Annotated in this window: 6 protein-coding genes; 4 read left to right on the top strand and 2 right to left on the bottom strand. The window is 72.3% G+C overall.

Features of this window, described 5'->3' with window-relative positions:
* Nucleotides 1-45 precede the first annotated feature (45 nt).
* Nucleotides 46-357: a hypothetical protein gene (locus tag ACSHT8_RS06035; RefSeq protein ID WP_436498512.1), complete on the top strand. Its 312-nt coding sequence runs from the start codon at nucleotides 46-48 to the stop codon at nucleotides 355-357.
* A gap of 212 nt (nucleotides 358-569) precedes the next feature.
* Here the strand turns inward: ACSHT8_RS06035 and ACSHT8_RS06030 are convergent, their stop codons facing one another.
* Together ACSHT8_RS06030 and ACSHT8_RS06025 are read right to left on the bottom strand one after the other, a co-directional pair.
* A complete protein-coding gene (locus ACSHT8_RS06030) occupies nucleotides 570-1652 on the bottom strand; it encodes a winged helix DNA-binding domain-containing protein (protein ID WP_436498510.1) in 1083 nt (360 codons plus the stop codon).
* A 12-nt stretch (nucleotides 1653-1664) separates the two neighbouring features.
* Nucleotides 1665-2849: an epoxide hydrolase family protein gene (locus ACSHT8_RS06025; protein ID WP_436498508.1), complete on the bottom strand. Its 1185-nt coding sequence runs from the start codon at nucleotides 2847-2849 to the stop codon at nucleotides 1665-1667.
* Between the two features lie 63 nt (nucleotides 2850-2912).
* On the opposite strand from ACSHT8_RS06025, the gene ACSHT8_RS06020 reads away from it, so the two are divergent.
* The 3 genes from ACSHT8_RS06020 (at nucleotide 2913) to ACSHT8_RS06010 (ending at nucleotide 13445) form a co-directional block, all read left to right on the top strand.
* Nucleotides 2913-3869, top strand: a complete 957-nt coding sequence (locus tag ACSHT8_RS06020) for a helix-turn-helix transcriptional regulator (RefSeq protein ID WP_436498506.1) — start codon at nucleotides 2913-2915, stop codon at nucleotides 3867-3869.
* 672 nt (nucleotides 3870-4541) lie between these two features.
* Nucleotides 4542-5864, top strand: a complete 1323-nt coding sequence (locus ACSHT8_RS06015; protein ID WP_436498504.1) for a serine hydrolase domain-containing protein — start codon at nucleotides 4542-4544, stop codon at nucleotides 5862-5864.
* Between the two features lie 66 nt (nucleotides 5865-5930).
* Nucleotides 5931-13445 (top strand): amino acid adenylation domain-containing protein, encoded by a 7515-nt coding sequence (locus tag ACSHT8_RS06010; RefSeq protein WP_436498502.1) that lies wholly within the window; start codon nucleotides 5931-5933, stop codon nucleotides 13443-13445.
* Nucleotides 13446-13453 lie beyond the last annotated feature (8 nt).

Here is a 13453-nt window from a genome sequence, read left to right as displayed (position 1 = left end):
TGCCAGCGGCTGAACGGCCGTTGCGTGCCTGGTAGAACCATGTGCATGACCGTCGTCTACGCCGTCCGCGTCCAGTGCGCCGACCTCGAACTCCGCGACACCTACCTCAAGTGGATCACCGACGGCCACGCCGCCGCGGTCGTCGCGGCCGGTGCCGAGTCGGCCGAGGTGCTGTCGCTGGCCGACGGCGCGTTGGAGATGCGGTACACATTCGCCGACCGGGCGGCCCTGGCCGCCTACGAGTCCGGCCCCGCGGTGGCCCTGCGCGCGGAGGCGGCCGAGCTGTTCCCGGCGGGCTCGGTGACCGCGACCCGCACCACCGGCGAGGTCGTGGCCAGAGTCCACCCGGGCCAGTAGCCCCGGTGACAGCCGAAGCCCTGTTCGCCTCGTCCGAACCGACGCGGCGATGAGCGCGGATCTCGGTGAGCGCCTGCGCGGGCTGCGGAGATGTGCCGGGCTGATCCAGGAAGACCTCGCCGCCCGGTCCGGGATCGGTGTGCGGACGAAGCGCGTCAACTGACTGGTCCGCAAACCGTGTGCGTTAGCTGTGGGCGCCCGACACGCACGCATCACCTGCCTGCGCGGAAGCGAATGGCGTGCGCAGAGCCGGGTGCGAGGAAATCCAGCATCCGGGCACCTTCCTCGGCGATGGCGTCCACCTCGTCCGAGTCGACGACCAGCCTCGCGACATCGCCGTCGCGTTCGACGGTCCAGGTCGCCTGGAACTCGCCGTCGATGAGGAGGGTGCCGCACCGCGCGCCGTTGCCCGGCGGCAGTGGGACGCGGCGGCCGTCGGGGATGACGCGCGTGCGGTCGGCATGGGAGAGCAGGACGTTGTCGTACTCGGGGAGAAACCGCGGCGGGGCCGGGGTGTCGGGGTCCGGCCGGGGCGCGTCCGGGAGGTCGAACAGCTCCTTGCCCTTGACGTCGGCGAACACGCGCAGCCGCGGCCGCAGCCGCTCGAACACCTCTTTGAGCCGGGTCAGCCCCGACCACGTCTGGGCGTCGCGCACCGACGCGGGGCCGAACGCGGCGAGGTACCGCAGCACCAGCTCGTCCAGGGACATACCCGCGCCGACCGGTCGGTCCAGCCACGCCTCGACCGTCGTGTGCGCGGCCGGACCGCTCTGGCGCCACAGGCCCCGCGGGGTCACCTGGACGGTGGGCGCCAGGTAGCTGACGACGTAGGCGAGCGTGGCGGGATCGGTGCCGGGCCACCGGTCCGCCAACGCCTTCCCCAGTTCGGCGCGGGTGAGCGGACGCTCGGTGAGCAGCGCCCGCCCCGCCTCGACGACGGCGTCGACGTCGAGCCCGGCGATCTCGCTCGCGTAGTGCCCGCGCAGCCCGCGGTCGAGCACCGGCCGGATCGCCGGCCACAGCGCGAGGCAGTCGTCGGCGGTCACCAGGTGCACGGTTCCCCGCATCAGCAGTGAACGGACGACCGCCCGGTCCGCCACCGGTCCCACCAACTCGTCGGCATGGAAGTCGCGAAGCCGCGACCACAGGCCGACATACGGCGCGTCCGGCGCCTGGCCCTGCAGCCCGGCGAGCCGCTCGATCGCCGTCACGGCGGGCAGTTCGGACCGGGCGAGCAACAGCTGGCGGGCCAGCGTCGCCCGGTTGAGCGCGCGCGGGCTGAGAACGTCCGTCATCGTTTCGTCTCCTCAGCGGTGCTTGCGCAGAAACGCGCACAGGTCGGCGGTGAGCAACTCGGGGACCTCCATCGCCGGGAAGTGCCCGCCCCGGTCGTACTCCGCCCAGTGTTCCAGCGGACCGTCCTGCTCCTGAAGACCGCGGATGGTCGTGTCGGCGGCGAATACGGCGATCCCGCGCGGTGGGGCCATCGGCGGCTCGCCGCCCCAACCGCCGCCCGCGGCCTGGGTCAGCTGACGCCAAGCCTCCATCCCCTCATATGTGGCGTGCGCCGAGGACGCTCCCGACTCGGTGAACCAGAACAGGCTGACCAGGGCCAGCAGGTGATCGCGGTCGACCGCGTCCTCGGGCAGCGCCGCGGCCGGGTCGGTCCACTCGGCGAACTTCTCGACGATCCACGCGAGCTGTCCGGTCGGCGAGTCGTTCAGCGAGTAGGCCAGCGTCTGCGGCCGGGTGGCCTGCGCATGCAGGTAGCCGAGCCCGTCCGCCTGGAACCGGTTGAACCGCTCGCCCCGCTCACGGTCCTGCTCGGAAAGCCCGTCGAGCTCGACGGCGGGACCGAACGGCATGCCCGCGCCGGTGCCCGTGAGGTGCACGCCGACGACGCGGTGCGCGGCGAGCATCGACAGGATGCCCGCGACCCCGGCGCCCGCGTCGGTGCCGTGCACGGCGAACCGCTCGTACCCGAGGCGGTCCATCAGGGTCACCCACGCCTGCCCGATGCGGAACAGGTTGCCCCAGCCCGGGCCCTGGACCGGTGTCGAGAAGCCGTAGCCGGGCAGCGACGGGACGACGACGTGGAACGCGTCTGCCGGGTCGCCGCCGTGCGCACGCGGATCGGTCAGCGCGGCGATCACCTCGCGGAACTCGAACGGCGAACTCGGCCAGCCGTGCGTGAGGACCAGCGGCAGCGCGTCCGGCTCGGGCGAGCGGACGTGCAGGAAGTGGATCCGCTGGCCGTCGATCTCGGTGGTGAACTGCGGGAACGCGTTCAGCTCGCGCTCTTGGGCCCGCCAGTCGAAGCCGTCGGCCCAGTACTCGGCGAGGCCCTTGAGGTAGTCCAGCGGAACGCCGCGGCTCCAGCCCGCGCCCGGGTCCCGCGGCCAGCGCGTGCGGCCGATGCGGTCCTTGAGGTCGTCCAGGTCGGCCTGGTCGACGGCGATGCGGAAAGGCTTGATCTCGGTGTTTTCGCTCATGGGGGATACGGTAGGAGCAATCGCGGAAAGGATCGTTCCGCATTCATCGGCAGGATCGGATTCATGACGGACACCTCGGCGAGACTGCTGCGCTTGCTGTCCCTCCTGCAGGCGCGGCGCACCTGGACCGGCCCCGAACTCGCCGAGCGCCTCGACGTCACGACGAGAACCATCCGCAACGACGTGGAACGCCTGCGCGGCCTCGGCTACCCGGTCGACGCCACCCCGGGCGTCTCCGGCGGCTACACCCTCGGCGCGGGCGCGGCCATGCCCCCGCTCCTGCTCGACGACGAGGAAGCCGTCGCGATCGTGGTCGGCCTCCGCACCGCCGCGGGCGGCGGCGTCGCCGGCATGGAGGAGACGTCGGTGCGCGCCCTGGCGAAGCTGGAACAGGTCCTGCCGTCCCGACTGCGACACCGCGTGGAGGCTCTGCAAACCTCGACGGTCGCCGTCCAGACCACCGGCCCGACCGTGGACCCCCACGTCCTAACCACCCTCGCGAGCGCGTGCCGCGACCGCGAAACCCTGCGGTTCGACTACGTCGGCCACAACGGTTCCGAATCGCGCCGACAGGCCGAGCCGCACCGGCTGGTCCACATGGGCCGCCGCTGGTACCTCGTCGCCTGGGACGTCGACCGCCGGGACTGGCGCACCTTCCGCGTCGACCGGGTCCACCCGCGCACACCGAACGGCCGCCGTTTCGCCCCCCGAAATCCCCCCGAGGGCGGCGTCGTCGAGTACCTCCAACGCGGCGTCGGCGCCGCGCTGTGGCGACACCACGCCACCATCCGCCTGCACGCCCCGGCGTCGGCCGTCGCGGCCAAGGTGCCGCCCGCGGTGGTGGTCGAGGCCGTGGACGACCACCACTGCCTGCTCAAGGCGGGCGCGGACACACTGGAGTACCTGGCGCTCTACCTCGGCCTGCTCGATGTCGACTTCGACGTCGTGGACTCACCGGAGTTCGCCGAGCACCTGAGGAAACTCATCGGCCGCTTCGGCCGCGCCGTCGATGACCGGTGAACGGTCCAGGCGAGCGAAACTACGCTTTTCGTGTGACATCCGGGGACGAAATGGTTGCCGTGTGAATCACGGGCGCCGACCGAGCCGGCAGATTATCGTCATTTTATTCTTCCGTTCGCGAACAGGGGGGTGCCCCGACGCTCCACGCGGCTCGCGACATTCGGTAAGGCGATTATGCGAGCTACTTTCGAGTAGGCGAACGCAGTGCGACCCCGTAGTCCATTGTGGATGGATTTGACCAGCGGCGATACCTCGGATATTGGCGATTGCGGGCCCGTTGAAAACGAATCCGACAACCTGTGGTGCGCATCACAGTACCGTTCTTTGAATTCGATCGTTGCCTGTGATCGATCTCCATCTTGACCTGTGGTTCTCGCAGGTTTCCGCACACTTTCCAACGACGCCGCAAGAAGATTCTTTCGGGTCGTGACAGGGTTCTGACGGTGGGATGCGGTTCCACCGTTCGGCGGTAGTAGCGTTCAGTCCGAAAAGGTCACGATGGTTTGGCTTCGGCTACAGCCGGGTATTCGGAGAAGGCGCTGACAGGTCGCTCCTGTCGTTGGACGTTTTACGACGGCCGCCGCTTCTCGCTCACGTTCAAACAGTCCCCGCGAGGGCTATGAGTCCTGGCGGAAATCAACCGTGCCCACCGGGCGCTGATTGTGAGGACCTATGCACAGATCCAGGGTTCACGCCCTTCTGGCCGAGCTGGCCCGCGAGCACGCCGTGCCTGGTGTGCAATTGGCGATCCACCATGAGGATCGCACCTGGGTCTGGGAAGCAGGCGTCGTCAGGCACGGCGAACCCGAACCGATGACCACGGCCGCCGCGGTGCCCACGGGCTCCATCACCAAGGTCGTCACCGCCGCCACCGTGATGGCGCTCGCCGCCGACGGCGATCTCGACCTCGACGAGCCGCTCGCCGCGCAGGTCGGCGGACTCGACAACCTGCCCGCCTGCCTCGGCGAGGCGCTGACCCTGCGCCACCTGCTCAGCCACACCTCCGGGCTGCCGTCGGACAGCGCCGCGGCGACCGCGCCCAGCCTGCGCAGGCTGTTGGCGGAGGAGGGCGCCGACCTCGCTCCGCTCGCGGAACCGGGCGCCGCGTTCTCCTATTCCAACCTCGGATACCTCTTGATCGGCCATGCCATCGAGGACGTCACCGGCATGAGCTGGGCCGAAGCCATCGCCGCGATCGTGCTGACCCCGCTGGGCATCACCCCGCGCCTGGTGGTCGGGCCGCGCCGGACGGGCGGGATCGTCAGCGGGCACACCGTCGACCGGGCGCGTGGGGTGGTGCGCCCCGTGGCGCAGTCCCTCGGCGCCGTCGAGGCGCCCGCGGGCGCGATCGCGGCCAGTGCCGCGGACCTGGTCCTGATCGGCCGCGCCCTGACCGGCCACGAGCGTGGCGCGCTGCTCGATCCCGGGTCCATCAAGGACATGCAGACCCCCGTTCCCGGCGCCGAGCCGTTCGGCATGGCTGACGGGTGGGGTCTCGGCCTGGCCTCCTATGGCTCCGCCGCGAGCACGTCGATCGGCCACGACGGCACCGGCGACGGCACGTCCTGCCACCTGCGGATGAACCCGTCCACCGGCACCGTCGTCGCGATGACCGCCAACGCGGGCTCGGGTTTCGCGCTCTGGCGGGCACTGGCCGCCGCACTGCCCGAGCACGGCGTCCCGGTGCGGGACCACGACCCGATGCCGGAGACCGGTGCCCCGACACCCGTCCCGCCGGGCTGCGAGGGCGACTACGACAACGGCGGCACCGTCTACTCGATCGTCCGCAGGGGACTGGAAACCCTCCGGCTGACGGTGGACGACGAGCCGTTCGCGGACCTGACCTTCGGCGCGAACCTGCGGTTCACCATGCGCGACTGCGACACCGGCGAGACCGACCAGGTCGGCCGCATCCTGACCGACCGGTCGGGCAGGCCCTCCTGGCTGCAGGTCGGCGGCAGGCTCGCGCGCAAGCGCGACCTCGTCCCGGCCTGAGGTCCCCCAACCGCCGTTCCGAGCCGTTCGGTGGAACGGCCACGCCCGCGAAAGGTTCGACCAGCCATGTCAGCGCACACCACCCTGCTGGACCTGTTCGCCCACAGCGCCCGAACGCACGCCGACGAGCCCGCGCTCTCGGCCGACGGCCGCACCGTCACCTACCGCGCACTCGACAGCTGGTCGGATCGGCTGGCGCACAAGCTGATCGCGATCGGCGCCGGGCCGGAGCGGTTGGTCGCGCTCGCGTTGCCCCGGTCGGTCGACATGGTCGTCGCGCAGCTCGCTGTGCTCAAGGCGGGCGCGGCCTACCTGCCGATCGATCCGGACTACCCGGCGGACCGGATTCGGGCCATGGTCGACGACGCGCGACCGCTGCTCGTGGTCGACGACCCGGCGTGGGTGGTCGAGGCGGGGGAGACCGCCGCCGAGCCGGTGCGCCCGCACCCGGACCAGCCCGCCTACGTGATCTACACGTCCGGCTCCACCGGCAGGCCGAAGGGGGTCGTGGTCACCCATCGCGGGCTCGCCACCTTCGCCACCGCCGAGGTCGACCGGTTCGACGTGCGCCCCGGCGACCGGGTGCTGCTGTTCTCCTCGCCGAGCTTCGACGCCTCCGTCCTGGAGCTGTGCATGGCCTTCGCCGCCGGGGCGACACTGGTGGTGCCTCCCCCGGGGCCGCTGGTGGGCGAACAACTCGCCGACGTGCTCGCGGCGCGCGAAGTCAGTCACACGCTGATCCCCCCGGTCGTGCTCGCCACGCTGCCCGACGTGGCGCTGCCCCACCTGCGGACCCTGGTCGTGGGCGGCGACGCCTGCACGGCCGACCTCGTGCGCCGCTGGGCGCCGGGCCGCCGCATGGTCAACGCCTACGGCCCCACCGAGTCCACGGTCGTCTCCACCTGGAGCGACCCGCTGACACCGGGGGAGGGCGCTCCGCCCATCGGCCGCGCGATCCCGGGCACCGAGGTGCTCGTGCTCGATGACGACCTACGCCCCGCCGAGCACGGCGAGCTGTATGTCACCGGCGTGGGGCTGGCCAGGGGATACCTCGACCGGCCGGGCCTGACCGCGCAGCGGTTCGTGGCCGCCCCGGATGGACAGCGGATGTACCGGACCGGTGACGTCGTCCGGCGGCGGGCAGGCGGTGACCTGGAGTTCGTCGGGCGCGCCGACCACCAGGTGAAGATCCGCGGCTTCCGGGTCGAGCCGGGGGAGATCGAGGCCGTGCTCGCCGCGGACCCGCGGGTGGGGCAGGCGGTCGTGGTGCCGCGCACCGACTCCGGACTCAAGCGGCTCGTCGCCTACGTCGTCCCCGCGGGCGACGACCGCCCCGAGCCCGCGGACCTGCGGGCGGTGCTCGCCGCCCGCCTGCCCGACTACCTGGTGCCCGCGGCGATCGTCGTGCTGGACGCGTTCCCGTTGAGCCCCAACGGGAAGCTCGACCGGGCGGCGCTGCCCGCGCCGGTCGTCGGCTCGGCCGCGACGGGGTATGTCGCGCCGCGGGACGAGCGGGAACGGGTGCTCGCGGGTCTGTGGGCCGAGGTGCTCGGGGCCACCGAGGTGGGCGTCGAGGACGACTTCTTCGCCATGGGCGGCGACTCCATCCTGGCCTCCAGGCTGAGATCGAGAATCACCGCCGAGTTCGGCGCGGAGCTGTCCGGACGGGCGGTGTTCGACGCCCGCACGGTCGCCGCACTCGCCGCGCAGCTCCCGACCACGTCCACCCACTGCGCGCCCATCCCGCCCGCACCGGCGGACCGGCCGCTCCCGCTGTCGCAGGCGCAGCGGCGATTATGGCTCGCCGAGATCACCGCGGGCGGGCTCGGCAACAACACCGGCGCCGCGCTCCGCCTCTCCGGCGACCTCGACCGCAGCGCCCTCCAGACGGCCCTCGACCGACTCGGCGCCCGGCACGACGCACTGCGCACCACGATCGACACCGTCCACGGTGAACCACATCAGATCGTCGCCCCCGCCCCCCGCCTGCCCCTACGCGAAGTCCAGACCACCGACCTCGACGCCGACCTCGCCCGCGCCTTGGCCGAGCCCTTCGACCTGCGGACCGGGCCGACCACCCGAGCCACCCTGTTCGCCCTCGGCCCGCGTGAGCACGTCCTCCTGCTCGCCCAGCACCACATCGTCACCGACGGCTGGTCGATGGCGCTGCTGATCGATGAGCTGCTCGCCTGCTACCGCGAGGCCACCGGGGGCGCTCCCGCCGTCCTCGCCGAGCAGGCCGTCACCTACGGCGACTTCGCGGCCTGGGCCGCCGACCGCGCGGACCACGCCGAATCCTTGGCGTACTGGCGTGACCGACTCGACGGTCTGGTCCCGCTGGACCTGCCCACCGACCGGCCACGGCCCGCGGTGCGCGTCGGTTCGGGCGGTGTGCTGCGTCGCGAAGTGCCCGCCGAGCTCGTGCGCCGCCTGTCCGTCCTCGGCGCCGCGCACGACGCGACGCTGTTCAATACCCTCACCGCCGCCGTGCAGTTGGTGCTCGCCGCGCGCGCCGGGACCCGGGACGTCGCGGTTGGCACCGCCCGCGCGGGCAGGCCGCGCACCGAACTGGACACCGTGGCGGGGTTCTTCGTCAACACCCTGGTCCTACGGTCCACTGTGGACCCGACGGCGGCGTTCAGCGATTTCCTGGACCACGTCCGCGAGACCACACTGGACGCCTTCGCCCACGACGACGTCCCCTTCGACCAGGTGGTCGACCACCTCGCCCCCGAGCGCGACGCCTGTCGCACCCCGCTCGTGCAGGCCGTCGTGGCCCTGCAGCAGCCGCTGTTGCGCGCCACGGAAGCGGGCGGACTGCTCGTCGCCGAGCAGGACCTGCCCCGGCCCGCGTCCCGGTTCGACCTCACCGTCGAGTTCTGGCCGCGCGGTGACGCCCTCATCATGACCGCCGAGTACGACACCGCGCTGTTCGACGCGACCACGATCGAGGCCGTGTCCGCCGAGATCGACCACGTGCTGCGCGTGATCGCCGACCAGCCGGACAGTCCACTGGAGACGCTGGTGGACCTGTCCGACACCGGTAGGACACCGCGCATCGGCCGGGCCGCACCGGCCCGCTATCTCGCACCCCGCACGCCCGTGGAAGCGACCCTCACGGAGGTGTACGCCAAGGTCCTGGGCGCGGCCAGGGTCGGCGTGCGGGACAACTTCTTCGCCTTGGGCGGCGATTCCATCCTCAGCATCCAGGTCGTCACCGCCGCCCGCGCCGCGGGCCTCGTGGTGACCTCCCGCGATGTGTTCACCCACCAGACCGTGGCCGAGCTCGCCCCGCACGCCGTCCCGGTCGACCGCGGGGAGCGCCCGGAGAACGCTCCCGTGTTCGGGCGGGCGCCGCTCACCCCGATCCAACGCTGGTTCCTCGACACGCACACCGTGCACCCGGAGCGGTTCCACCAGTCCTGCGCCGTCGACCTCGGCGAACCGGTGGACGAGGCGGCACTGCGCGCCGCGGTCGCCGCCATCGCCGAACACCACGACGCGCTGCGGATGCGGTTCGCCGACACCGGCGAGCAGGCCAACGCCCCGGTCGGCGCGGACGGCGCGGTGTTCGGCCACGGGCCGCTGTTCACCGCCACAGCCACCGGGGAGACCACGGTCCGGCTCGCCGCGCACCACCTGGTGGTCGACGGCGTCTCGTGGCGGGTCCTCGCCGAGGATCTGCGCACCGCCCACACCCAGGCCCGGCTCGGCCAGGACGTGCGCCTGCCCGGCCGCACCACGTCCTTCCGCGACTGGGCGCGAAGGCTCGCCGACCACACCGCCAGCGGTGGCTTCGACCATGAGTGCGAGCACTGGGCGCACACCGTCCACGTCGACGGCCGCGTGCCCCGCGACACCGACGGCGCCAACACCGTTGCCACACAACGGGACGTGACCGTCTCACTCACCGAGGACGAGACGCGCGCGCTCATCCGGACCGTCCCCGACGCCTACCGGACGAGGGTCGACGAGGTCCTGCTGGCCGCGCTCGCCTCGACGCTCGGGAAGTGGACCGGCCGTGACCACCTGCTCGTCGATGTCGAGGGTCACGGCAGGGAAGACCTGTTCGCCGACGTCGACCTCTCCCGCACGGTCGGCTGGTTCACCACCCTCTACCCGGTCGCCCTACCGATGCGACCCGACTGGGGGGCCGCGCTGAAGGCGGTCAAGCAGACCGTGCGGTCGGTGCCCCAGCGCGGGATCGGGTACGGCGCCCTCCGCCACCTCGCGGGTGCCCAAGACCTGGATCACGCCGCCGACGTGAGCTTCAACTATCTCGGCCGGTTCGACGGACCCACCGGCCTCGACCTCGACGCGCACCCGGACGCGCCCCGCGCCCACGCCCTCGACGTCGTCGGCCGGATCGAGGGCGACCGGCTGGCCTTCACCTGGTACTTCAGCGAAAGCCTGCACCGAGAGGACACCATCGCCACCCTCGCCGACGCGCTGCTCGCCGCCCTGCGCGACCTGACCGGACACTGCGCGGACGCCCACGGCCGCACCCCGTCGGACTTCCCGCTCGTCGCGCTCGACCAGGCCGCGGTGGACCGGCTGGCGGTCCCCGGCGTGGCCGACATCCTCCCGCTGACCCCGATGCAGGCGGGCATGGTGTTCCACGGCCTGTCCCAGTCCGGGACCGGCGCCTACTTCCAGCAGACGTCCTTCGTCCTCGATGCCGTGTCCGACCCAGCCGCCCTCGCCGCGGCCTGGCAGCACGTCGTGGACCGCACGCCGATCCTGCGCTCGGCGGTGCACTGGCAGGACGTGCCCGAACCCGTGCTGGTCGTCCACGACCACGTGGCCGTGCCCATCACGATCCTGGACTGGACGGGTGCGGACCGGGCCGCGAACCTCGCCGACCTGCTCGCCGCCGACCGGGAGACCGGGTTCGACCTCGACCACGCGCCGCTGATGCGCCTGACCATCGCCCGGCTCTCGCCGACCGAGGTCCAGGTGCTGTGGACCTTCCACCACGTCCTGCTCGACGGCTGGTCCGTCTTCGGCGTCCTCGCCGATGTGGCCGCCGCCCACGCGGGCACGCCGCTGCCCGACCGGCCCGACTTCGCCGAGTACCCGCGCTGGATCGCGGGCCAAGGCGACGGCGAGGAGCACTGGCGGCGGGTGCTCGCCGACGTCTCCGCGCCGACCCCGCTGCCCTTCGACCGGCCCCGCTCGTCGGTCGCCCAGCCCACCACCTCCGCCCGCACCGGCATCGCCCTGTCCGTCGAGGAGACCGCGGCGCTGTATGACTTCGCGAAGGCCCAAGGGCTGACCCCCGGCACGGTCGTGCAGGGCGCGTGGGCGCTGCTGCTAGCCCAGTACAGCGGCCAGCGTCAGGTCTGCTTCGGCGCGACGGTCTCCGGCAGGCCCGCCGACCTGCCGGACGTCGAGTCGATCATCGGCATGTTCGTCAACACCCTGCCCGTGGTGGCCACCGTGGACGGTTCGGCGCCGGTCGCCGAGTGGCTGCGGGAGCTCCAGCGCGGCCAGGCCGAGGCCCGCGCCGCCCAGCACACGCCGCTGACCAAGCTGCACGCCTTGAGCCAGGTCCCCGGGGGCGTCGACCTGTTCGACAGCGCGGTGATCTTCGAGAACTATCCGGTCGGCGGCCCGCCCGTGCGCGAGTTGGCCGCGGTGGAGAGCACCACGTTCCCGCTCAGCGTCACCGTCTACCCGACCGCGCGCCTGTCGCTGCTGGTCGGCTACGAGCCCGCGCTATTCGACGCGGCCACCGCCCAGGCGCTGGCCGAGCACCTGGTCCACCTGCTGCGGGAACTCACCGGCGATCCCGACCGGCCCGTGTCGGCGGTGCCCGCCCTGACCGCCGCGTCCCGCGAGCAGATGGACGCATGGAACCGGACGGACGTCGACGTCCCCGCGACCACCCTGACCGCCCTGCTCGCCGACCAAGCGGCCAGGACCCCGGACGCCGAAGCCCTGGTGTTCGAGGACGTTCGCTGGACCTACGCCGAACTGCACGCGCGCGCCGACCGCCTCGCGCACTGGCTGCGGGACCAGGGGGCCGGGCCGGAGCGGGTCGTCGCGGTCGCCCTGCCCAGGTCGGCCGAGCTGATCGTCGCCCTGCTCGCCGTGCTCAAGTCCGGCGCGGCCTATCTCCCGGTCGACCCGGACCTGCCCCGGCAGCGGATCGACTTCATGGTGGCCGACGCGGGCGCGGTCCTGCTGCTCGACGAGTCCACCCCCTTTCCGGAGACCGACCGACCGGCCGAGACCCCCGACCTCGTCCCGGCGAACGGCGCCTACGTCATCTACACCTCGGGCTCCACCGGCAAGCCCAAGGGCGTGGTGGTGCCGCACGAGGGCATCGTGAACCGGCTGCTGTGGACCCAGGACCGCTTCCGCCTCGGGCCGGGCGACCGGGTGCTGCAGAAGACACCGATGAGTTTCGACGTGTCGGTCTGGGAGTTCTTCTGGCCCCTCATGGTCGGCGCCACCCTCGTGGTCGCCCGGCCCGACGGCCACCGCGACCCGGCCTACCTCGCCGAGGTGATCCGGTCCGAGTCCGTCACGACCGTCCACTTCGTCCCGTCCATGCTGCGCGCCTTCCTGCGCCACGCCGATGTCGCGGGCTGCACGACGCTGCGTCGAGTGCTGTGCAGCGGGGAGGCGCTGCCGCAAGACCTGGCCCAGGAGTTCCACGCCGTCTGCGCGGCGGAACTGCACAATCTCTACGGGCCGACCGAAGCGTCCGTCGACGTCACCCACTGGCACTGCGAGCCCGACCTGCCGTCCGTCCCCATCGGCACACCGGTGTGGAACACGCGGTTGCACGTGCTCGACGACGACCTGTGCCCGGTCCCGGTGGGCGCGCCGGGGGAACTGCACCTCGCGGGCGTCCAACTCGCCAGGGGCTACCTGAACCGGCCCGGCCTCACCGCCGAGCGGTTCATCGCGAACCCGTTCGGGCCGGGTCGCCTTTACCGCACGGGCGACCTGGTCCGCTGGACCCGCGAGGGCGCGGTGGAGTACCTGGGCCGGACCGACCAGCAGGTCAAGATCCGCGGCTTCCGGATCGAGCCAGGCGAGGTCGAGTCGGCGCTGTCCGCGCTGCCCGACGTCGACGAGGCCGCGGTCATCGCCCGAGACGGCAAGCTCGTCGCCTACGTCGCCCCCGCGGCCGCCGACCCCGCCGCCATCCGGGCCGCGCTCGCCTGTGTGCTGCCCGAACACCTGGTGCCCTCAGCCGTCGTCGCGCTGGAGCGACTGCCGCTGACGACGTCCGGCAAGCTCGACCGGCGCGCCCTGCCCGACCCGGACTTCACCGCCGGGAGCGCCGACACCGAGCCCGAGACCGGGACGGAGGCGGCGCTCGCCGAGATCTGGGGCGAGGTGCTGGACCTCGAACGGGTCGGCGTCGAGGACAGCTTCTTCGACCTCGGCGGCGACTCCATCCTCAGCCTGCACGTCACCGCCCGCGCCAACGCCGCCTTCGGTGTGGCCCTCAAACCCCGCGACGTCCTCACCGCCCGCACCGTGCGGTCGCTCGCGACCCTGGTCGAAGAGCAAGTGCTGCGCGAACTCGAAGAACTCGCCCGGCTCGACGACGCCGCCGAATAAGCCCCCGG

Source organism: Actinokineospora sp. HUAS TT18 (assembly GCF_051364635.1).
Lineage (GTDB): Bacteria > Actinomycetota > Actinomycetes > Mycobacteriales > Pseudonocardiaceae > Actinokineospora.
This window is presented reverse-complemented; position numbering and strand designations above follow the sequence as displayed.